Raw genomic sequence first — 19567 nt, forward strand, 5'->3', positions numbered from 1 at the left:
TTGCTGCTCGGCCCGGGCCGCGCCGCCGTCGCCGGCCTGGACGTCGCCACGCTGTCCGAGGGACTGCGCTGGCACCCCGACCCCGCGGAGGGCGGCCCCGTCCGTGCCCTCGGCGTCGACGTCTGGACCCACCTGAGCCCGGTGCCGGCCCCGCGCCTGCCCACCGCCCCCGCCCCGACCCGTTTCCAGGAGGACTGAGTGTTCACCGGCATCGTCACCCATCTCGGCACCGTCGTCGCCCTCGAGCACGACGCGGCCGCCGACACCGCCCTGCTGACCCTCGACGCCGGCGGCGCCCTCGACGGGCTGCCCGCCGGCGGCTCGCTCGCCGTCGACGGCGTGTGCCTCACGGCCCTCGACGAGCCCACGGAGCGCCCCGGCGTGTTCCGTGCCGACCTCATGGGCCAGACGCTGCGCATGACCAGCCTCGGCGACCGCGCCCCGGGGGACCGGGTCAACCTCGAGCGCTGCCTGCGCCCCACCGACCACCTGGACGGGCACGTGGTCCAGGGCCACGTGGACGGGACCGGCGAGGTCCTCGCGGTCACCCCGCACGGGGCCTGGACCACTCTGCGCATCGGCCTGCCCGCCCGCCTGGCCCGCTACGTCCCCGCGCAGGGGGCCATCGCCCTGCAGGGCGTCTCCCTCACCGTCACCGCCGTCTCCGACCCGGGCGCGGCCGCGCACTGGTTCGAGGTCGGCATCATCCCGGCCACGCTCGAGGCCACCACCCTGGGCGCCCTGCGGCCGGGCAACCGCGTCAACCTCGAGACCGACGTCCTCGCCCGGTACGCCGAGCGTCTCGCGCTCATCCCGTCCGCCCCCGCCGCACCCACCGAGGAGGCCCGCCCGTGAGCGAGCACATCCGTCTGGACCCCGTCCCCGCGGCGATCGCCGCGATCGCCGCCGGCCGGCCCGTCGTCGTCGTGGACGACGCCGACCGCGAGAACGAGGGCGACCTGATCTACGCGGCCGCCCTGGCCACCGACGAGGTCACCGCCTTCACCGTCCGCCACACCTCGGGCGTCATCTGCGCGCCCCTGCCGGCCGGCCTGGCCGACCGCCTGGCCCTGCCGCCCATGACCACCGTCAACGAGGACCCCAAGGGGACCGCCTACACCGTGAGCGTGGACGCCGCCGCCGGCGTCACCACCGGCATCTCCGCCGCCGACCGCACCCGCACCCTCCGCGTGCTCGCCGACCCCGGTGCCGCCCCCGGTGACCTGACCCGGCCCGGTCACGTGTTCCCCCTGCGCGCCGTCCCCGGCGGCGTCCGGGCCCGCCGCGGCCACACCGAGGCCGGCGTCGAGCTGTGCCGCCTGGCCGGCGTCGCGCCCGTGGCCGCCATCGCCGAGCTCGTCCACGACGACGGCACCATGATGCGCCTGCCCGCCCTGCGGGAGTTCTCCGACGAGCACGATCTCGTCCTCATCTCCATCGAGGACCTCGTGGCCCACCTGGAGGAGACGACGCCGGCCCTGACCGCCGTCCCCGCCGAGGCCACCCTGCCGACCCGGCACGGCCTGTTCCGCGTGAGCGTGCACGTGGACGCCGAGACCGGGGCCGAACACCTGCTGCTCGTGGCGGGGGAGACCGACCCGGAGCGTCCCCTCACCGTCCGCGTGCACTCGGAGTGCCTCACCGGCGACGTCCTCGGCTCCCTGCGCTGCGACTGCGGCCCCCAGCTCGAGGACGCCCTGGCCCGCGCGGCGATCGAGGGCGGCGCCGTCCTCTACCTCCGGGGCCACGAAGGACGCGGCATCGGCCTGGCGAACAAGATCCGCGCCTACCGGCTCCAGGAGGAGGGGATGGACACCGTCGAGGCCAACCTCGCCCTCGGTCTGCCCGCCGAGGCGCGCGACTGGGCCGGGGCCGCCGCCGTCCTCACGGCCGCCGGCCATCGGCGCATCCGCCTGGTCACCAACAACCCCGCGAAGGTCGCGGGGCTGCGGGCGGCCGGCATCGACGTCATCGAGCGTGTCCCGGCCCCCACGCCCGTCACCGAGCACAACGTCGTCTACCTGCGCACCAAGCGGGACCGGATGGCCCACGCCCTGGCGGACCGCGTGCTCGAACCGCCGACGGCCACCGGCGGCCCCGCCACGCCGGCCGATGACCCGACCACCGACCCGACCCACCCCACCCACCAGGAGGACACCCCATGAGCGGCGCCGGAGCCCCGACCTTCACCCCCGACCCCGCCGCTGCGAGCGGCCTGAACGTGGCGATCGTCGCCGCCCAGTGGCACACGGAGATCATGGACGGACTGATCGCCGGGGCGCAGGCCGCCGCAGCGGACCTGGGCCTGGAGCCCGTGCTCGTGCGCGTGCCCGGCACCGTCGAGCTCACCGTCGCTGCGGCGCGGCTGGCGGAGCGCTTCGACGCCGTCGTGGTCCTCGGCGTCGTGGTGCGCGGGGACACCCCGCACTTCGACTACGTGTGCCAGTCCGTGACCCAGGGCGTGACGGAGGTCTCGGTGCGCACCGGCGTTCCCGTGGGCTTCGGCGTGCTCACCGTGGACACCGAGCAGCAGGCCCGCGACCGGGCGGGCCTGCCCGGATCCCGAGAGGACAAGGGACGCGAGGCCCTCGAGGCGGCCGTCCTCACCGAGCTCGCGCTGCGCTCGGTCACGCCACGGGACTGAGGGTGGCCGGGCGGGGCTGCCTGCTGGGTCGGCTGCTCTCGACGTGGACCCTGTCCCCGGGGCCGGTGGGGTGATCGCAGGCCGGTCAACCGGGCCCGTCCGGAACGCCGGCAGCCCCGCGCCGTCATGGATGGGGTCGGCCGGAGGGCGCGGGGACCCGACGATAGAGGCGGAGACGCGAAGCCCCCGCCCTTCGTCTCGCTCGCGGCATCCACAGCTCGTCGTCCACTGCCCCGACCGTCAGGGCGGGCCGTTGACCCCCAACGCGTTCACCGCCGCAGACGGGTGATCTATGCGGCCCGCCCCGCCTCGGACGACTGCGTCGGGGTGCACGGAGCCTGCCGCAGCGTGGCCGCGTTCAAACAGTCCATGGCCCTGCTGGGAGCTGCGCGAGACCGGGCTGCTGCTCACCCCCCTGGTGCCGGCCCGCTCCATCGTCCCCGGTGCACGTCTGGCCTGCGACTGGCTGGGCCACTATGAGAAGCGCGAACCCGTCGCCTCCGCCTACGCCGACCTGGCCGGCCTCATCTTCGAAAGGATCACCGCATGAACGAGAAGCAGCTTGAGCCCGACCTGAGTCTGCGAGCACAGCGACGCAAGCCCACCCCGGCCCCCCAGACCCCGGCTCCCGGAGCGGTGATCCCCGCAGAACCGGCAACGACCTCGGACCCGGCCGGTGGGTATGCGCCCCTGGCGCGGCGTGGGGCGCCGACCGCGGCCCTGAACGTGCGAGTGCCCGAAGCGATCCGCGACGCGGTGCGTCGAGAGGCCGCCACGAACCCGGCAACGCCCAGCCAGGCCGCGGTCATCGAAGCCCTAGTTGTAGGAGGGCATGACGTTGTTGACTCGGGTCGGTGCCAGTGAGGCCGGAGGGGCGTCTCCGCAGGAGGTATGAGGCCGATGATAGTTGTAGTGGTTCACCCACACCTGAAGGGCCTCACGCCGAGCTTGCTCTGAGGTATACGGGCGGGCGTAGAGGACCTCATCGACCATCAGCCGGTTGTAGCGTTCGACCTTCCCGTTATGGCGCGGGGTGTAGGGGCGGATCCGGTGGTGCCGGCCCCCGAGCGAGACCACCTTGGCGGTGAAGTCCGCGGCCCGGTAGTTGTTGCCGTTGTCCGTGATCACCCTGTCGATCCGGATCCCGTGGGCGGCGAAGAACGCGCGGGCCCGGCAGAAGAACCCGATCGTGGTCACCGCCTTCTCGTCCTCCAACGCCTCGGTGTACGCCAGGCGGGTGTACCCGTCGATCGCCGAGTGCAGGTAGGTGTAGCCGACCCGCCGGCCTGCACCACGCTTGGAAGCACGGCCTGCTTCACTGTCACGTCCGTGAGCACGCCAGCCGCCCCCGTCTGGGATCTTCCCGATCTTCTTCACATCCAGGTGCACCATGTGCCCCGGGCCGCGGGCGGTGATCTTCTGCGGTCGTTGGCGCAGGTCTTCTCCGGCCGGGGTCAGGTCCCGTAACCGGGAGATCCCGAGTCGGTGCAGCCACCGTCCCACGGTACGAAGACACACCCGGTGGCCCTCGGAGACGAGGTGGTGATGGATGCGGCGGGCTGACCACTTCTCCCTGCGACGCAGGGTCTGGATCTGGGCCACCACCTCGGGGTCGAGCTGGGCAGGTGAACGGCGCGGACGGCTGGGCCGGTCGAGCAGCCCGGCCTCGCCCTCGGCGCGGTAGCGGGCCACCCAGGTGGCCACCGTGGGCCGGCTCACCCGGAACTCGGCGGCCACGTGGGACTGCGGGATCCCGTCGTGCAGGTGGCGGTGGACCATCCTGAGACGGCCGGTCGGGGTCAGGGGTGCGTTAGCGTGAGTCATGAGCGGGTCTCTTCTGGCAGGTGGGTTGTTGAGGAACTTCCATCCTGCGGGAGAGGCCCGCTCGTCTCATCTCAGCCCGTACCCCGTGGCAAGAACCTCATCACCCACAACACCTAGGGCATGTCTGACAATCGTTTGGACCATGCGATCACAGCATTCAGGACCACAGCGGACCGGTAGACGATCGCGTACTTGTCATACCGGGTCGCCAGGCCCCGCCACTGCTTCAGGTGCGCGTACTGGCGCTCGATGACATTGCGGCCCTTGTAGGCGGCCGCGTCGAGGCCAATGGGGCGCCCGCCGCGGGCACCGCGCCGTCTGCGGTGGCCCTGCTGGTCGGCCGGTTCAGGGATGACCGCTTTGATCCCACGGGCGCGTAGGTGGGTGCGGATCGCCCGGGAGGAGTACGCCTTGTCGCCCAGCACGGCCTCGGGGCGGGTCCGGGGCCGCCCTACTGGCCGGGTCACGCGCAGCTGCTCCAGAAGAGGAAGCAGCATCGGGGAGTCCCCTGCCTGGCCGGGGGTGATCAGGCTGACCAGCGGCAGCCCGGTCCCATCGACGAGCTGATGGATCTTCGTGCTCAGCCCGCCACGGGAGCGCCCGATGCCGTGATCGGCCGGCTCCTCACGCGGATTCTTGTAGTTCGACCCATCCCCCTGTGTGGCGGGTGATGTTCGTCGCGTGCTGATGCGCGCGGGCGATCGTGGAGTCCACCGAGACCGACCAATCGATCAGGCCTTCGGCGTCAGCGGCGGCGGTCAGCGTGGCCAGCACCGTGTCCCATGTGCCTTTTTCGGCCAAGCGCCGATGCCAGGTCCACACGGTCTGCCAGGGCCCGTAGACCTCGGGCAGATCCCTCCAAGCGATTCCGCACCGGTACCGGTAGATGATCGCCTCCACCATGGTGCGGGCGTCGGCGAACGGCCTGCCGGCGCGGCCGGTCCGGGTCGGGAGCATCGGGGCGATCAACTCCCATTGGGTGTCAGAGAGCATCTGGAACCGGGACATGTCCCCAGGGTCTCAGCTGACTCGTGCATCTATTCTCAGACACGCCCTAGGTCGCGGGCGAGTACCGCCGGGTAGCTCGGGCCCTCGAGGAGTGTCATGAGGATGCGGGAGCGGGTCGGGTCGGCCATCGCCCGGCCCAGCCGGTTCATCACGTCCAGCCGCGAAGCAATAGTCAGCATGCGCTGACCATACAGAACCTGCTGACCTCTCGTGTGTGGCTCCCGCTGCTGATATCTGCATAGGTGTATGGTCGTGGCATGAGTGTGACGCCGTTGGATTCGTGTCAGGTCACCGCCGTCCATCCGGAGAAGGTGGCGCTGACCCGGGAGAGGATCCCCGACGAGCGCGAGGCCGGCAGGTTGGCCGGGCTGTTCAAGCTCCTGGGGGACCCGCGCCGTGCCCGGGTGCTGTATGCGTTGCTGGAGGCCGGCGAGCTGTGCGTGTGTGACCTGGCGGCGTCGGTCGATGTCGCGGAGGCGTCGGTGTCCCAGGTGCTGCGGGTGCTGCGTTCCGCTGGGGTGGTCGAGAACCGCCGGGAGGGGCGGATGGTGTACTACCGCCTCGCTGACGGGCATGTGCGGATGCTGCTGGACGTCTCCCGTGAGCACGCCCGCCACGAGGGGCAGGGCTGATGGGGGCGGGACACAGCCATGCCCCGGCGACCGGGCATGCCGGTGGCCGCTACCGTCGGCGGCTGGCGGGGGCGTTCGCCCTGACGGCGGGCTTCTTCCTGATCGAGCTGGTCGCGGGGCTGGTGTCGGGGTCGTTGGCGCTGCTGTCGGATGCCGGGCACATGGCTGCCGATGTGGTGGTGCTGGGTGCGGCGCTGCTGGCGACGCGCATCGCGAGCCGGCCGGACTCCACGGGGCGACGCACCTATGGCTCCTACCGGGCCGAGGTGTTCGCCTCGGCGTTGGCGGTGCTGGCGATGCTCGCGGTCGGGGTGTACGTGGTGGTCGAGGCCATCAGCCGGCTGGGCGACGCGCCGGAGGTGGCCTCCGGCGCCATGCTCGCGGTCGGCTTCGCCGGCCTGGTGATCAACATCATCTCCATGCTGCTGCTGCGCAGCGGGGCCAAGGACAGCCTGAACGTCAAGGGCGCCTACTACGAGGTGATCGCCGACGCCGCCGGGTCGGTGGGTGTCATGGTCGCCGGCGTGCTGATCATCCTCACCGGCCAGCCGATCTGGGACGTCGTGGTCGCGGCGCTCATCGCGGTCTTCGTCATCATCCGGGCGGTGGTTCTGGGCAGGCAGGTGATCGCGGTGCTGGGCCAGCACGCCCCGGAAGGGGTGGACCCGGAGGACGTCGCCGGTGACCTGGACGCGGTCGAGGGGGTGGAGGAGGTCCACGACCTGCACCTGTGGACCCTGACGTCGGGGATGAACGTGGCCACGGCCCACCTGGTCGCTGACCAGGGCGCGGACCACGGCGCCGTGCTTGCCGGCGCGCGCCGGGTGCTGCGCGACCGTTACGGTATCGCCCATGCCACCTTGCAGGTGGAGGGCGCCGGCAGCGACGGCTGTCACGACCTGAGCTGGTAGCACTCGGCACGGAAGCCCGCTCGCGAGAGCCGCACATGCTTGAGCAACGTCTTAGGAGCGCGCGATGACCGCGAAGCACGGCAAGGGCCCCGGGCCGGACGAGGGCCAGCGGCCGGCCCGGCGCGGGGTGGTGCTCACCCTGCTGGGGATCGGTCTGGTCGCCGCGGCTTACGTGGTGACGATCGTGGTCATGGTGGTGCGGTGACGCGGCCCAAACGGACCGCGGCCTCATGGCGGCGCCGCAAGGCGGTCATCGCGTCGTCCAGTGCTGTCCTCGTCGGGTCGAGCACGTAGAGGTCGTGAAGACGTCCAGATATAGGCCTGGGACGGGAGTTCTTGCATCGACTGAACTCCCCGGTGGTTGCAGGTCCGATACGCAGGGGTGCCAGTAAGTAGGGCTGATCGGCGCCCATTTTCTTGTCTCGCGCCCCGGGGCGAGGCGGTCCCCTATCGGTGTCCCTGTGTGCGGGGCAGGTTCACGCCGCGCAGCAGGAGAGCTTGGCGATGTCGGTGGTGAAGGCCTGCGCGGTGAGCTTGAGGCCTTCGGCCATGGTCAGGTAGGGGCTCCAGAGGTTGGCGACCTGGCTGGTGGTCATGCCGGCCTCGAGCATGTAGACCCCGGCGGCGGCGAGGTCGCCGGCGTCCTGGGCCAGGGCGGTAATGCCGATGATGCGGCCGGTGTCGGCGTCGGTGACCATCTTGATGAACCCGCGGGTGTCGCGGTTGACGATCGCGCGTGGGACGTGCGCGAGTGACAGGACACGGCTGTCGTAGCGGATCCCGGCAGCGGAGGCCTGCCGTTCGGTCATCCCGACGGCGGCCAGGGCGGGGCTGGTGAACACGACCCGGGGCAGGTGGCGGTAGTCGACCTCGAGGCCGGCGCCGGTGAGGGCGTTGTCGGCGACGAGGGCGCCGTGGGCCGCGGCGACGTACACGAACTGACGGTGGGCGGTGACGTCACCGGCAGCCCAGACGCGCGGGTTGGTGCTGCGCAGATGGCTGTCGACAACCACCTCGCCGTGGTCGCCGGTGCGCACGTCGACGGTGTCGAGACCGAGCGTGGCGGTGACCGGGCGGCGCCCGGTGGCGACGAGTACCTCGGCCGCCCGGAGTTCCTGTGAGCCGTCAGTGGTGGTGGCAGTGACCGTGACCTCGCCGGTGGCCGGGTCGCGGCGGACCGCGCTGGGCACCGCGCCGCGGATGATCTGGATGCCTTCGTCCGTGAAGATCTCATCCAGGGCGGTGGACGCCTCGGGTTCTTCCTGGGACGCCAGCCGTGAGCGGACCAGCATGGTGACCCGGACGCCGAGCCGAGCGAAGAGCTGGGCCTGCTCCATCGCGACGTAGCCGCCGCCGATGACCAGCAGCGACTCCGGGACGTGGTCCAGTTCCATCGCGGTGGTCGAGGTCAGGTAACCGGCCTCCTGCAGGCCGGGGACCGGCGGCGCCCAGGGCCTGGAGCCGGTGGCGATGAGGTAGTGCGCGGCCCGGACCGTCTCCACCGTGCCGTCAGGGCCGGTGACGCGCAGTGCCGGCTCGCTGGGTGTGCCGACGAACGTGGCGTCCCCGGGGTGGAGATCCCATCCGTACTCGGTGGCCAGGTCCAGGTACTTCTCGCCACGCAGTGACCCGACGAGCCGATCCTTGCCGGCGATCAAGGCGGGCATGTCGACCGGCCGGACTTCGGGGAGCGGCAGGCCGGGGAACCGGGAGGCGTCGAGTGTGACGTGGCGGGCCTCGGCGGTCGCGAGCAAGGCCTTGGAGGGCACGCACCCGGTGTTCACGCAGGTACCGCCGACGGTGCCACGCTCGATCATCACCACCCGTCTGCCGAGGTTGGTGGCGCGGATCGCGGCCGCGAACGCCGCCCCACCGAACCCGATCATTGCCAGGTCATACGACCTGCTGTTAGCCGTTGCCGTCATGAACTCCTCCTTCATCGCCCTCAGGATCGACCTTCCAGTGCACTGGAAGGTCAAGGGGGAGAATGAGTGGCATGCGGATCGGTGAGGTGGCTCGGGCGTCGGGCACGACGAGCAAGACCCTGCGGTACTACGAGGAGGTCGGGCTGCTACCCGCCGCGGACCGCACCCCGGCGGGCTACCGGGACTACGGCGCCGAGGTGCTCGACCGGCTGGACTTCATCCGCCGGGGGCAAGCGGCCGGGCTGACCCTGGCCCAGATCGGTCAGGTGCTGGACATCCGCGACCGGGGGCAGGCCCCCTGCCGGCACGTCACCGACCTGCTCGACACCCGCCTTGATGTGATCGACCGGCAACTCGCCGAGCTCGCGCAGCTACGCACCACGATCGCCGACCTGCGCGAGGACGCCGCCGCCGGCGACCCGGCCACGTGCTCCCCCGAGGATGTCTGCCGCTACCTGTGACACCGAAGTTCACGGGCCCGTGGCAGCGCATGGCGGCCCACTCTGTTGCGTTGGGGTGTTAGACCTTTCGCAACGGTTCTGTTGCGCGGGGTGCACCCTATCGCGACGCCTATTCCTCCGGCCTGCCGTCGGCCGCTGTCCCGGTGAAGGATCGGCTTGCGGAACGTGAGCCTCACTCGCAGCGCCCTCTTGCCCGCGTGCTTGGAGGCCGCCACTGAGCTCCGACAGAACCCCGCCATATAGCGGCGCAAGCCACACATGACACCGGGCGGCACACCGAGCAGCCGCCACAAACGACCGATTTAGCCGTTACACGCCCGTGAGTCGGAGCATGACTGAGCCCATTGAGGCCGGAATGGGGGGCGAGGCCACTGTGCCGATTCTGATTCTTTGTCCACACCACCGCGGGGGCCGTTTCAGCGGCCCCCGCGGTGGTGTTGCCGAGGTGTGGACTCAAGCCGCGCGGGGCAACACTCCGCGCAAGACGTCGGTGAGGGTGACGACCCCAGTGAACCGGTTGTCCTGGGTTACTGCGGCCAGCTGGCGGCTGTTGCGGCGCATGGAGGCAAGTGCTTCGTGCAACGGTGTGGTGGAGGGCAGCGTCAGAGCCTGCTGGATAAGCGGCTGGATTGGCGCAGAAGGCTCCATCGTGAGGGTGTCCCGCACGTGGACGACGCCCGGAACGCTCTCAGGGGTATGGTCCGGCTGGACCAGGATACGCAAGTGCCCTGAGCACGCAGCGGCATTCTGGACCGCCTCGACGTCGGCGTCGGGGGCGACCTTGACCGGGTGCTGACCCTGGGGGAGGAGGTCCCCGAGAGTGAGGGTCTGAAGGTCCAGGGCACCGGCCAAGGCTTCATGGTTCTGCCGGTCCAGGGTGCCGGCGGCGGCGGAGTGCTCAACCAGCTGACGAATGGCCGCTGCGTCGTAGCCGCCCACGGCGGCTTGGTCCACGGGGGTGACGCCGCTGAGGGTCACCAGGCGGTTGGCCAGCCGGTTGGCCAGCAGCAGCAGGGGGCGAACGGTCCAGACGAAGGCGCGTGCGGGCACGGCCACGGCTTTGGCTGCGGTCTCGGGGTGGGCAATGGCCCAGGACTTGGGGGCCATCTCCCCGATGACCAGGTGAAGGAAGGTCACGGCCAGCAAGGACAGGACGAAGGAGGCGGTTCCGGCTGCCGCTGCGGGGATGCCCCAGTCCTCCAGGACGGGGCCGAGCCATGCGTCGACGGCCGGCTTGGTGATCGCCCCCAGGGCGAAGGTGCACAAGGTGATGCCCAACTGGGCTGCGGCGAGCATGAGGGTCAGCTCGTCGACTCCCTTGAGAGCGGCCCGCGCGGCGCGGCTGCGTCCTGCCTCGGCCTCTAGCCGGTGCCGGCGGGCGCCCAGCAGGGAGAACTCCATGATGACGAAGATCGCGCTGAGCACGATCAGCGCTGTGGTCACGAGCATGACGATCAGTGGACCGTGCATCATCGCTCCTCGTCCGTGGTGGCGTCGGGCTGGGCCTCGTGGGCGGCATGGCTGCCGGCGGTGTCAGAGCGGGGCACCTCGATGAGGTGGATCCGCAGTCGAGCCGGGACCCTGCGTTGGATGGAGAGGACCTCGACCTGCAGGTGGCGGTCGTAGACCTCCTCAGCCCCGAAGTCTCGTGGGTCCTCGGGCAGGTCGATCGTGATGACCTCGCCTTCCCGGGGCAGACGGCCCAGAGCGTCGATGGTCAGACCGGCGGCGGACTCGGCCTCGGTCACGGGCAGGGGGTGCCCGACGAGGCGCTCGAGCTCGTCCAGGTGGGCCTCTGCGCTCAGGACCCAGGAGTGCAGGCCTGTGGCGGTGATCTCCTCCTGGGGGTGCAGGTCGTGCTCGTCCGTGAGCTCGCCCACGAGCTCCTCCGCGAGGTCTTCCACTGTGAGCACGCCGACGAAGCCGCCGAACTCGTCCACGATGCACGCCATCTGCTGCCCTGAGCCGTCGAGCTCCCGGGCTGCGTCGGGCAGGGACATCATCGTGGGCAGCACCAGTGCAGGGCGCATCAGGGCGGACACGGGGGTGTCCGGGGCCATCCGGGTCTCACCGAGCAGGTCGGTGAGGTGGACTACCCCGAGCGGTTCGTGTTCGTTCGAGATCACCGGGTAGCGGGTGTGGCCGGTGGCCATCAGGTCGCGCACCTGAGCCAGGGAGGTCTGGGGCTGAACCTCGTCCACACGCGAGCGGGGCACCATCGCGTGCTGCACGTCCTGGTCTGGGAAGTCCAGCACCCGGTCGATCAGGACGGAGACCTCCGCGGGCAAGGATCCGGACGCTCTGGAGTCCAGGGCAATGCGGTCCAGGTCCTCGGCGGTGGCGGTGCTGTCGACGTCGTGCACTGGCTCGATGCGCAGGAGCTTGAGCAGCACCTCGGCCGCCTTGTCGAAGACCCAGATGAGCCAGCCGAACAGGCCGAGGTAGATCTGCGTGGGCCTGGCCAGAGCGCGGGCCAAGGGCTCGGGGTTGGCGATGGCCAAATTCTTGGGGTACAGCTCGCCGATGATCATCTGCACCAGGGTGGCCACCATCAGTACGCCCAGCGTGGAGATGGCGATGACCACTTCAGAAGGCAGTGCGGTGCCGCCGAGCAACTCGGTCAGGGCCGCACCCACCATCGGCTCTGCCACGTAGCCCACCATGAGGCCTGTGACCGTGATCCCCAGCTGCGCGCCGGAGAGCATGAAGGAGGTGCGGCGAGTGACCTGCAGTGCGCGGGCGGCGGCGCGGTCGCCGGCCTTGGCGGCGGTCTGCAGGCGGACGCGGTCGACAGACATGTACGCGAATTCCTGGGCCACGAAGAAGCCGTTGGCGGCGATGATCGCCAGGATGATGAGGGATCCGAGGATCAGTGTCAGGACTGGATCCATGCCTGAGTCACCTCCCCACGAGGTGCAGGCGACCCCGCCAGCTGCGGGGTGGGGTGGGGGTGACGCTCGGACTGTCACCAGGGCAGGCGGCTGGGCCGTCGCTCATGTATTCAGGGGCTCCAAAAGGGGTCGAATGAATAATGGCGGCACATTACCACCGGTAACCGGTCGCAGGGCAGGGTGGGGTGTGGCCTCGCCGCCGACATCGGGCATCTGCCCGCCAGGATGTCCAGCCGGGTATGAGTACGCGACACGACTCCATCCTGTCGCCCAATACCCTGCCACGTTGGGAGACACGCCCTCGACGCCCCAAGGCGGGGGACGTGGGGGAGGGGCCGGTCATCCCCTGGGGGTCACCGGGCCCTCCCATCGGACTTCGCCGTCCACGACCTCGCCGGTCGGGCTCATTCCGATACGACGGGCCACGGCGACTGACGCCTCATGGTCGGGGTGGATATGGGCGATGACCTGTTTCGCGCCCATGTCCGCGAGTTCAGCCAGCAGGAGAGCAGCTGCTGCTGAGGCGCAGCCCTGGCGTTGCCACGGTGCTCCGATGACCCAGGCGATTTCGGCGGGCTGGCCAGAGACCGGGATAGTGGCTTGAACGTAGCCGAGTGCTTCCCCGGAGGTCTCGAATACCACCACGTGATTGAGCCAGGTCTCGGTCTCATCAGCCGAGTGGCCCCGGCTCTGAAGGGTGTACTGGCGGGTGAGCCCCTCGACGGTCGGCGGTTCACCCCCGGTGTACTGGTAGAGGGCCGGGTCGGCTAGGACCCTGGCCATCTCGGGTGCATCCCCCGGGGAAAGTGGCCGGAGGCGAACCTGTTCCGTCATGAGGGCAAGCAGAGCCCGGCGGGCCGGAGATGTCAACCAGTTCGTCGGCGCCGGTCGAAGTGAAGTACCTGGTCCCTGCCTCGGACAGTCTCGAACTTGTGTCCATGCATATGGCGCGAGCCAGGATGGCCACAAACGACCGATTGAGCCGACCGGATGCCCCCCGAAGGAGCCCCTGCCCGGAGTGCCGGGAGGACCACGAGAGCGGACGATGACCACGACGCCCCCGCGCAGCAGCGCGAGGGCGTTCGCGTTGGGCTCGGTGGCCACCCCGAGCCCCGCCGCTGCGTTGGCCCCGGCACGACCCCAGGCTGCCCTAGGCCCCACCCCGTGGCGGAAGCAGTTGGAGGTGCCCGCCCGGCCCCGAGCGGACACCACCCCCTGTCGAGGACCCTGCGGGACCACGCTGGTACGTCAGCCGGCGTGCGCTGGACAGGTGTCCGCGTGGTCCTGTGGATGGACCGGCGCAGGAGAAGATGCCCCTGGGGCACGTCGCCGGCGCATGTCGGTGAGGCCCGAAGGGAGAGGAGTGCGACACGATGTGGGAGCCACCGGTCGTGGGAGGCAACGACGACGGCTCGGGGTAGTCCGGGTCGCCGCCATGGGGTCGGAAGGGAAGAGATCAGCTCAAGCCGTGGCGGGCGGCGAACGGGTCCCGGGAGCTGTCCGTGTGGGGCTCGTACTCTGCGCGGCGTGTGGCCGCTTCGGCGACGGCCTCGCCATGCAGCTCGGTGATCAGTGCGGCGGTCATGTCCATGCCTGCGGCTACACCAGAGGACGTCCACCGGTTCCTGTCCTGGACCCACCGGGACTGTGCCTTCCAGTCCACGTGCGTGCCGAAGCCGGCGGCCCACGTGAAGGCACGTTTGTTCGAGGTCGCCTGATGACCCTCGAGCAGACCGGCCGCGGCGAGGAGAGCCGAACCGGTGCACACGGAGGCGAGGATCTGCGCTGTGCCGGCCACATGCCGCAACCAAGTGAGGAACTCCTGGTCGTGCACGAGCCGCCGGGTCCCCTGGCCGCCGGGGACCAGCAGGATGCCGGGCTGGGCGAGGTCTGCGTAGGCGAGGTCTGCGACGACCTGGGCGCCGTGGGAGCTGGTGACCGGGCCGGGCTGAGGGCCGACGTATTCCACGCTCACTTGTGGGACCAGCCCGAAGAGCTCGGCGGGGCCGAAGACATCCAGCAGTTCGAAGCCCTCGAAGAGCACGATGCAGACACGACGTGGTGCCGGGGGAGTCGCCGTCATGTCGCCCATCCTCGCACCGGCCGGCAGCACAGGGTGTTGAACGCCGGGTTCGGTGGAGGATGATTCGCTGCGCTATCCCCGGTGCCGAGTCCTCGTTGGGCCAGCCCCGCGCCGTCAAGTCGGGTATACCCCTTTACCCGCCCCGCCCACCCACAAGGCCATCGCGTCAGTCACGGCCCCGGCCCGGGCTGTTGGACAGAAGTGGAGGAGGGTCCATGACGTGGTGGGACAGACCGTCGGGGACCTGCAGGCCAGCCCCGGTGGGAGTCGGCCGACGCCCCGCACGGTGGTGCGCCGGCGCGGGGGACGGAATGGGGCACCTTCATCATGGTGGGTCATGGTCCAATCCGAGGGTCCGAGCACGGCGTTCTGCTCCCCGTCTAGGAGGGGGAGGAGGGCCACGCCGGCGATTCCTCCGCAGGACCGCTCGCCAAATCATGCCGGTTCCCCGTCGGCGACGTAGGCGCGGCCGCGCCGCCCACCAGTGGCCTCCGGGACCTGGACCCGAGGTCAGCACGCGTGGACAGTCCACGAGATGGATGCGTGCGTCGCCCAACAGATCTGTGCGGTGGGCCCGGGCGGAGTTCGGGGCAGTGATCTACCGGGCGGTGTCACAGGTGTGCAAGGAGCGGTGTCGTCGCTGGGGTCAGGAACGAGCGTGTCGTGCCCACCTGTCGGAGCTCGCCCGGGCCGTCCGTTCGGACCGCACGGGCGCGTTCAGCCCGTCCCCCCTCACCCCCCACCGCGTGGGCCGCTGGGAGGTGGATCGGATGGCCGCCCGGAGGACGACCGAGTCTCGTGGATTCGTCCTGGAGCCGCGATGCCTCGCGCTCGTGTCCCGATGGGGGATGGAAGAGCATGCAGGCCGGGGAGGGGGAGGATGCTGGGCGGCCTGGACGTACCACGTGGGCTCACAGGTGCAGCGCGTGGCGAAGACCCCGCCGTCCCGTCCGTCACAATGACCGACTGCGGTCCGGGCTGGAGGGGCCGGGTCGCTAGGGTGGTCCCGTGAAGACCTTCGACGAGCTGTACGCGGAACTGACGCGCAAGGTGCAGGAGCGCCCCGAGGGCTCCGGCACCGTGTCCCAGATCGACGCCGGCGTCCATGCGATCGGCAAGAAGGTCGTCGAGGAGGCGGCCGAGGTCTGGATGGCCGCCGAGTACGAGTCGGATGAGGCCGCCGCCGAGGAGATCTCTCAGCTGCTGTACCACGTGCAGACCATGATGATCGCCCGCGGTATCAGCCTCGAGGACGTCTACCGTCACCTCTGAGGCCGCCGGCCCCATTCCCCGCCCGCCCCACCGCATCCCCGAGGAGACCGACGCGTGCTGCGCATCGCCGTGCCCAACAAGGGCGCCCTGTCCGAGTCCGCCCGCGAGATCCTGACCGAGGCCGGCTACCGGCAACGCCGGGACTCCCGCGAGCTCGTCCTCGTGGACCCCGAGAACCAGGTGGAGTTCTTCTACCTGCGCCCACGGGACATCGCCGTCTACGTCGGCCAGGGCACCCTCGACGTCGGTCTGACCGGCCGCGACCTGTTCTGCGACGCGCAGGTGGGGGACACCGCCGAGGAGATCATGCCGCTCGGCTTCGGCCGCTCCGTGTTCCGTCTCGCCGCCCCCGCCGGCTCCTTCACCTCCGCCGAGCAGCTCGCCGGCAAGCGCATCGCCACGAGCTACGACGGCCTGCTCTCCGACTACCTGGCCCGCACCGGCCTGGACGCCACGGTGGTGCACCTCGACGGCGCCGTGGAGTCCTCCGTCAAGCTCGGCGTGGCGGACGCGATCGCCGACGTCGTGGAGACCGGCAGCACTCTGCGCGCCGCCGGCATGGAGGTCTTCGGCGAGCCCATCCTCGACTCGGAGGCCGTGCTGATCGGCCGCGCGGGGGAGCGCCCCGAGGGCCTCGACGTGCTGCTGCGCCGCCTCAAGGGCGTGCTCGTGGCCCGCCGCTGGGTCATGATCGACTACGACATCCGCCGTGACCTGCTGGAGGCGGCCACCGCGGTCACCCCGGGGTTGGAGTCACCGACGGTCTCCCCGCTGCGGGACGAGACGATGGTCGCCGTGCGCTCCATGGTCCGCAAACCGGACGCCAACCGCGTCATGGACGAGCTGTACGCCCTGGGCGCCCGCGGCATCCTGATCTCCGCGATCCACGCGATCCGCCTCTGACGGCCCGCGCCGTCCCGCCCGAGCCCCCCGAGACGAAGGAGCCGACGTGAGCCTCGCCGTGCGTGTCATCCCCTGCCTGGACGTGGACGCCGGGCGCGTGGTCAAGGGCGTGAACTTCGAGAACCTGCGTGACGCGGGCGACCCGGTCGAGCTCGCTCGCCGCTACAACGCCGCCGGCGCCGACGAGCTCACGTTCCTCGACGTCACCGCCTCCACCTCGGACCGCGCCACGACCTACGAGGTCGTGACCCGCACGGCCGAGGAGGTCTTCATCCCGCTGACCGTGGGCGGCGGCGTGCGCACCGTCGAGGACGTGGACCGGCTGCTGCGCACGGGGGCGGACAAGGTCTCCGTCAACACGGCGGCCGTGGCCCGGCCCGAGGTGATCACGGAGATCACCCGCCGCTTCGGGTCCCAGGTCCTCGTGCTCTCCCTCGACGCCCGGCGCACGGAGGACCCGGGCTGCGCCTCCGGCTACGAGGTCACCACCCACGGCGGCCGCCGGGGCACCGGCATCGACGCCGTCGCCTGGTGCCGGGAGGCCTCCGAGCGCGGGGTGGGGGAGATCCTGCTCAACTCGATCGACGCGGACGGCACCCGCGAGGGCTTCGACCTGGAGATGATCCGGGACGTGCGCGCCGTGACGCGCGTGCCGCTGATCGCCTCCGGCGGCGCCGGCGAGCCCGAGCACTTCCCGCCCGCCGTCGCGGCCGGCGCGGACGCGGTGCTCGCCGCCTCCCTGTTCCACTTCGGCCCGGACGACATGCTCGCCCGCGTCAAGGACGCCCTGCGGCAGGCGGGGCACACCGTCCGCTGACCCCGGACGGAACCGTCCGCGCGGCGGCCGCGTCGTCGCGGGGGCGCCGGCCCGAGGGTGCGGGGGAGCCTACCCCGGCGGCCACGCCCCGCTCCGGCTCCCTAGACTGGACCTCCATGAGCCTCTCCCCGCCCGACGACCTCGTGGCCTCCGTGACCTTCGACGACCGGGGCCTGGTGCCCGCCATCGCCCAGCAGGAGGGCACCGGCGAGGTGCTCATGATGGCGTGGATGAACGAGGAGTCCCTGCGCGCGACGCTCGAGACCGGCTGGGCCACCTACTGGTCCCGCTCGCGCGGCGAGCTGTGGCGCAAGGGGGAGACCTCGGGCCACCTGCAGCGGGTGCGCGCGGTCCACGCGGACTGCGACGGCGACACCCTGCTGCTCACCGTGGACCAGACCGGCCCCGCCTGCCACACGGGCACCCGCACCTGCTTCACCGGCCGCGAGCTCGTCATGCCGCCGGCCGCCGTCGACCCCGAGGAGGCCGCCCGATGACCGCCGCCACCACTCCCTCCCGTGCGGAGTTCCTGCGTCTGGCGGACACCGCCCGCGTGATCCCCGTGGTCCGCACGGTGCTGGCGGACGGCCTCACGCCGCTGGCGATCCACCGGCGCCTGGCCGGCTCCCGCCCCGGCACCTTCCTGATGGAGTCCGCCACCCCGGGCGCGGCGTGGTCCCGGTACAGCTTCATCGGGGCCGGCTCATCCGTCACCCTGACCTCGCGGAACGGCGAGGCGCACTGGCAGGGCACCCCGCCCGAGGGGCTGCCCACGCAGGGCCGCGCCCTGGACGTGCTCGCGGCGTGCCTGCGCCTGCTGCGCACGGACGTGCGCGCCGAGGTCGGAGGCGTCCTGCCGCACCTCGTCTCCGGCATGGCCGGCTTCCTGGGCTGGAACACGGTCCGCGCGTGGGAGCGCCTGCCGCACCCGCCCGAGGACCACCTCGGCCTGCCCGACCTCGCGATGAACCTCGTCACCGACCTGGCCGTGCACGATGCCCTCGACGGCACCGTGACGCTGATCGCCAACGCGGTGAACGGCAACGGCCTGGCCACCGGCGCGGACCGCGCCTACGACGACGCGCTCGCCCGCCTGGACGCCATGGTCGAGCGCCTGGCCGCCCCGGCCGCGGACCCGGTCAGCGACGTCCCGCGCCGCTGGCTCGAGGCGGACGCGGACGAGGTCGCCGCCCAGGCCGAGGACCGGTGGGGTGCCGAAGGCTTCCGCGAGGCCGTCGCGAAGGCCCAGCGGGCGATCCGCGACGGCGACGTGTTCCAGGCCGTCGTCTCCCGCCGCCTCTCGGTCACCACGGACGCCACCGGTCTGGACGTGTACCGCGTCCTGCGCACGGTGAACCCGAGCCCCTACATGTACCTCTTCTCCTTCGAGACCCCGGACGGGGAGCCGTACGAGATCGTGGGCTCCTCGCCCGAGGCGCTCGTCACCGTGCGGGACCGCCGCGTGGTCACCCATCCGATCGCCGGCTCACGGCGGCGCGGGGCCACCGAGGAGGACGACCGCCTCCTCGGCAAGGACCTGCTGGAGGACGAGAAGGAGCGGGCCGAACACCTCATGCTCGTGGACCTCTCCCGCAACGACCTCTCGCGCGTGTGCCGCCCCGGCACCGTCGAGGTCACCCAGTTCATGGAGCTCGAGGCGTTCAGCCACATCCTCCACCTGGTCTCGCATGTGGAGGGCCGCATGCGCGACGACGTCGACGCGCTCGACGTCCTCCGCGCCGCCTTCCCCGCCGGCACGCTGTCCGGCGCCCCGAAGCCCCGCGCCCTGCAGCTGCTGGACGAGTGGGAGCCGACCGAGCGCGGGCCCTACGGCGGCGTCGTCGGCTACTTCGACCTGGCGGGCAACATGGACATGGCGATCAACATCCGCTCGGCCACGCTGCACCGCGGCCAGGCGCACGTGCAGGCCGGCGCCGGCATCGTCGCCGACTCCGATCCCGACGCCGAGACCGCCGAGACCGTCACCAAGGCGACGGCGCCGCTGCGGTCCGTGCTGACCGCGGGCGAGCTGGGGCAGGCGTGATGCGCCGCCGCACCGTGGTCCTCACCGCGCTGGCCGCCGGCGGGCTCGTGCTGCTCACGGCGGGCCGCAGCTGGGTGACCGCCACGGGCCTGTCCGGCGGGATCGCCTCCGAGGCGACGACGTCGGGCGGCGCCGCCGCGCCCGTGGCCACC

At 71.3% G+C, this 19567-nt stretch carries 20 protein-coding genes and 2 pseudogenes; 14 read left to right on the forward strand and 8 right to left on the reverse strand.

Translation table 11 applies throughout. The features are described 5' to 3' along the window. From D8M29_RS02595 to D8M29_RS14350, 5 genes and pseudogenes are all read left to right on the forward strand, one after another. Positions 1-198 (forward strand): annotated as a pseudogene (locus D8M29_RS02595) (riboflavin biosynthesis protein RibD); the annotation flags it as partial. Further along, entirely contained in the window at positions 199-855 is a 657-nt protein-coding gene (locus D8M29_RS02600) for a riboflavin synthase (RefSeq protein WP_044659920.1), read from the forward strand. Beyond that, complete coding sequence (ribB, locus tag D8M29_RS02605; protein ID WP_127445788.1) at positions 852-2165, forward strand: 3,4-dihydroxy-2-butanone-4-phosphate synthase; 1314 nt, start codon at positions 852-854, stop codon at positions 2163-2165. The genes D8M29_RS02600 and ribB overlap by 4 nt, the downstream gene beginning before the upstream one ends. Beyond that, positions 2162-2644: a 6,7-dimethyl-8-ribityllumazine synthase gene (ribH, locus tag D8M29_RS02610; protein ID WP_044659922.1), complete on the forward strand. Its 483-nt coding sequence runs from the start codon at positions 2162-2164 to the stop codon at positions 2642-2644. The genes ribB and ribH overlap by 4 nt, the downstream gene beginning before the upstream one ends. Before the next feature lie 418 nt (positions 2645-3062). Further along, positions 3063-3194 (forward strand): hypothetical protein, encoded by a 132-nt coding sequence (locus D8M29_RS14350; protein WP_020624531.1) that lies wholly within the window; start codon positions 3063-3065, stop codon positions 3192-3194. A gap of 266 nt (positions 3195-3460) precedes the next feature. Here D8M29_RS14350 and D8M29_RS02625 read toward each other — a convergent pair whose 3' ends face one another. The 3 genes and pseudogenes from D8M29_RS02625 to D8M29_RS02635 form a co-directional block, all read right to left on the reverse strand. After that, positions 3461-4468, reverse strand: coding sequence for an IS481 family transposase (locus tag D8M29_RS02625; RefSeq protein ID WP_127435080.1), 1008 nt, complete (start codon positions 4466-4468; stop codon positions 3461-3463). A gap of 113 nt (positions 4469-4581) precedes the next feature. Further along, a protein-coding gene (locus tag D8M29_RS02630) for an IS5 family transposase (RefSeq protein ID WP_127445789.1) occupies positions 4582-5476 on the reverse strand; the annotation gives its coding sequence in 2 pieces (ribosomal slippage) (positions 4582-5118 and positions 5120-5476; 894 coding nt in all). Positions 5477-5520: 44 nt separating this feature from the next. After that, positions 5521-5655 (reverse strand): annotated as a pseudogene (locus tag D8M29_RS02635) (ArsR family transcriptional regulator); the annotation flags it as partial. Positions 5656-5733: 78 nt separating this feature from the next. On the opposite strand from D8M29_RS02635, the gene D8M29_RS02640 reads away from it, so the two are divergent. The 3 genes from D8M29_RS02640 (at position 5734) to D8M29_RS13755 (ending at position 7224) form a co-directional block, all read left to right on the forward strand. Further along, the gene (locus D8M29_RS02640; protein ID WP_041103922.1) at positions 5734-6108 is read left to right on the forward strand and encodes a helix-turn-helix transcriptional regulator; all 375 of its coding nucleotides are present in this window, start codon (positions 5734-5736) and stop codon (positions 6106-6108) included. Further along, positions 6108-7019 (forward strand): cation diffusion facilitator family transporter, encoded by a 912-nt coding sequence (locus D8M29_RS02645; RefSeq protein WP_002854089.1) that lies wholly within the window; start codon positions 6108-6110, stop codon positions 7017-7019. The genes D8M29_RS02640 and D8M29_RS02645 overlap by 1 nt, the downstream gene beginning before the upstream one ends. A 64-nt stretch (positions 7020-7083) precedes the next feature. Further along, positions 7084-7224: a hypothetical protein gene (locus D8M29_RS13755; RefSeq protein ID WP_002854087.1), complete on the forward strand. Its 141-nt coding sequence runs from the start codon at positions 7084-7086 to the stop codon at positions 7222-7224. Between the two features lie 271 nt (positions 7225-7495). Here the strand turns inward: D8M29_RS13755 and merA are convergent, their stop codons facing one another. Next, positions 7496-8944 carry a mercury(II) reductase gene (gene merA, locus D8M29_RS02650; RefSeq protein ID WP_036341525.1) on the reverse strand — a complete coding sequence of 483 codons (1449 nt, stop codon included), beginning with the start codon at positions 8942-8944 and terminating at the stop codon, positions 7496-7498. 71 nt (positions 8945-9015) lie between these two features. Here merA and D8M29_RS02655 point away from each other — a divergent pair, with 71 nt between their 5' ends. Next, entirely contained in the window at positions 9016-9405 is a 390-nt protein-coding gene (locus D8M29_RS02655; protein ID WP_036382791.1) for a heavy metal-responsive transcriptional regulator, read from the forward strand. A 453-nt stretch (positions 9406-9858) separates the two neighbouring features. Here the strand turns inward: D8M29_RS02655 and D8M29_RS02660 are convergent, their stop codons facing one another. The 4 genes from D8M29_RS02660 to D8M29_RS02675 form a co-directional block, all read right to left on the reverse strand. Continuing rightward, positions 9859-10875, reverse strand: a complete 1017-nt coding sequence (locus D8M29_RS02660) for a CNNM domain-containing protein (protein ID WP_036337237.1) — start codon at positions 10873-10875, stop codon at positions 9859-9861. After that, positions 10875-12296, reverse strand: a complete 1422-nt coding sequence (locus D8M29_RS02665) for a hemolysin family protein (protein WP_041103920.1) — start codon at positions 12294-12296, stop codon at positions 10875-10877. Before D8M29_RS02665 ends, D8M29_RS02660 begins: the two co-directional genes overlap by 1 nt. Positions 12297-12635: 339 nt before the next feature. After that, the gene (locus D8M29_RS02670; protein WP_060973785.1) at positions 12636-13130 is read right to left on the reverse strand and encodes a GNAT family N-acetyltransferase; all 495 of its coding nucleotides are present in this window, start codon (positions 13128-13130) and stop codon (positions 12636-12638) included. A 622-nt stretch (positions 13131-13752) separates the two neighbouring features. Beyond that, positions 13753-14379, reverse strand: coding sequence for a DJ-1/PfpI family protein (locus D8M29_RS02675; protein WP_041102686.1), 627 nt, complete (start codon positions 14377-14379; stop codon positions 13753-13755). Between the two features lie 1008 nt (positions 14380-15387). Here D8M29_RS02675 and D8M29_RS02680 point away from each other — a divergent pair. The 5 genes from D8M29_RS02680 to D8M29_RS02700 all read left to right on the forward strand — a co-directional run bounded on the left by D8M29_RS02680 (position 15388) and on the right by D8M29_RS02700 (position 19415). Further along, a complete protein-coding gene (locus D8M29_RS02680; RefSeq protein WP_041102687.1) occupies positions 15388-15651 on the forward strand; it encodes a phosphoribosyl-ATP diphosphatase in 264 nt (87 codons plus the stop codon). 54 nt (positions 15652-15705) lie between these two features. Continuing rightward, positions 15706-16554 (forward strand): ATP phosphoribosyltransferase, encoded by an 849-nt coding sequence (hisG, locus tag D8M29_RS02685; protein ID WP_041102688.1) that lies wholly within the window; start codon positions 15706-15708, stop codon positions 16552-16554. Between the two features lie 46 nt (positions 16555-16600). After that, on the forward strand, positions 16601-17371 hold the full coding sequence (gene hisF, locus D8M29_RS02690) for an imidazole glycerol phosphate synthase subunit HisF (RefSeq protein WP_041102689.1): 771 nt from the start codon (positions 16601-16603) through the stop codon (positions 17369-17371). Between the two features lie 116 nt (positions 17372-17487). After that, positions 17488-17868, forward strand: coding sequence for a phosphoribosyl-AMP cyclohydrolase (gene hisI, locus D8M29_RS02695; RefSeq protein WP_041102690.1), 381 nt, complete (start codon positions 17488-17490; stop codon positions 17866-17868). After that, complete coding sequence (locus D8M29_RS02700; RefSeq protein ID WP_041102691.1) at positions 17865-19415, forward strand: chorismate-binding protein; 1551 nt, start codon at positions 17865-17867, stop codon at positions 19413-19415. The genes hisI and D8M29_RS02700 overlap by 4 nt, the downstream gene beginning before the upstream one ends. The last annotated feature ends 152 nt before the right edge of the window (positions 19416-19567 follow it).

It is taken from the genome of Micrococcus sp. HSID17227, from assembly GCF_003989405.1.
Classification (GTDB): Bacteria; Actinomycetota; Actinomycetes; order Actinomycetales; family Micrococcaceae; genus Micrococcus; species Micrococcus luteus.

Excerpts from the sequence above, each read along its gene's own strand:
- D8M29_RS02670 (WP_060973785.1), bottom strand. The coding sequence starts at position 13,130 with ATGACGGAACAGGTTCGCCTCCGGCCACTTTCCCCGGGGGATGCACCC.
- D8M29_RS02625 (WP_127435080.1), bottom strand. The coding sequence starts at position 4,468 with ATGACTCACGCTAACGCACCCCTGACCCCGACCGGCCGTCTCAGGATG.
- D8M29_RS02655 (WP_036382791.1), top strand. The coding sequence starts at position 9,016 with ATGCGGATCGGTGAGGTGGCTCGGGCGTCGGGCACGACGAGCAAGACC.
- D8M29_RS02700 (WP_041102691.1), top strand. The coding sequence starts at position 17,865 with ATGACCGCCGCCACCACTCCCTCCCGTGCGGAGTTCCTGCGTCTGGCG.
- ribH (WP_044659922.1), top strand. The coding sequence starts at position 2,162 with ATGAGCGGCGCCGGAGCCCCGACCTTCACCCCCGACCCCGCCGCTGCG.
- hisI (WP_041102690.1), top strand. The coding sequence starts at position 17,488 with ATGAGCCTCTCCCCGCCCGACGACCTCGTGGCCTCCGTGACCTTCGAC.
- merA (WP_036341525.1), bottom strand. The coding sequence starts at position 8,944 with ATGACGGCAACGGCTAACAGCAGGTCGTATGACCTGGCAATGATCGGG.
- D8M29_RS02660 (WP_036337237.1), bottom strand. The coding sequence starts at position 10,875 with ATGCACGGTCCACTGATCGTCATGCTCGTGACCACAGCGCTGATCGTG.
- D8M29_RS02675 (WP_041102686.1), bottom strand. The coding sequence starts at position 14,379 with ATGACGGCGACTCCCCCGGCACCACGTCGTGTCTGCATCGTGCTCTTC.
- D8M29_RS02665 (WP_041103920.1), bottom strand. The coding sequence starts at position 12,296 with ATGGATCCAGTCCTGACACTGATCCTCGGATCCCTCATCATCCTGGCG.
- D8M29_RS02645 (WP_002854089.1), top strand. The coding sequence starts at position 6,108 with ATGGGGGCGGGACACAGCCATGCCCCGGCGACCGGGCATGCCGGTGGC.
- D8M29_RS02640 (WP_041103922.1), top strand. The coding sequence starts at position 5,734 with ATGAGTGTGACGCCGTTGGATTCGTGTCAGGTCACCGCCGTCCATCCG.
- D8M29_RS13755 (WP_002854087.1), top strand. The coding sequence starts at position 7,084 with ATGACCGCGAAGCACGGCAAGGGCCCCGGGCCGGACGAGGGCCAGCGG.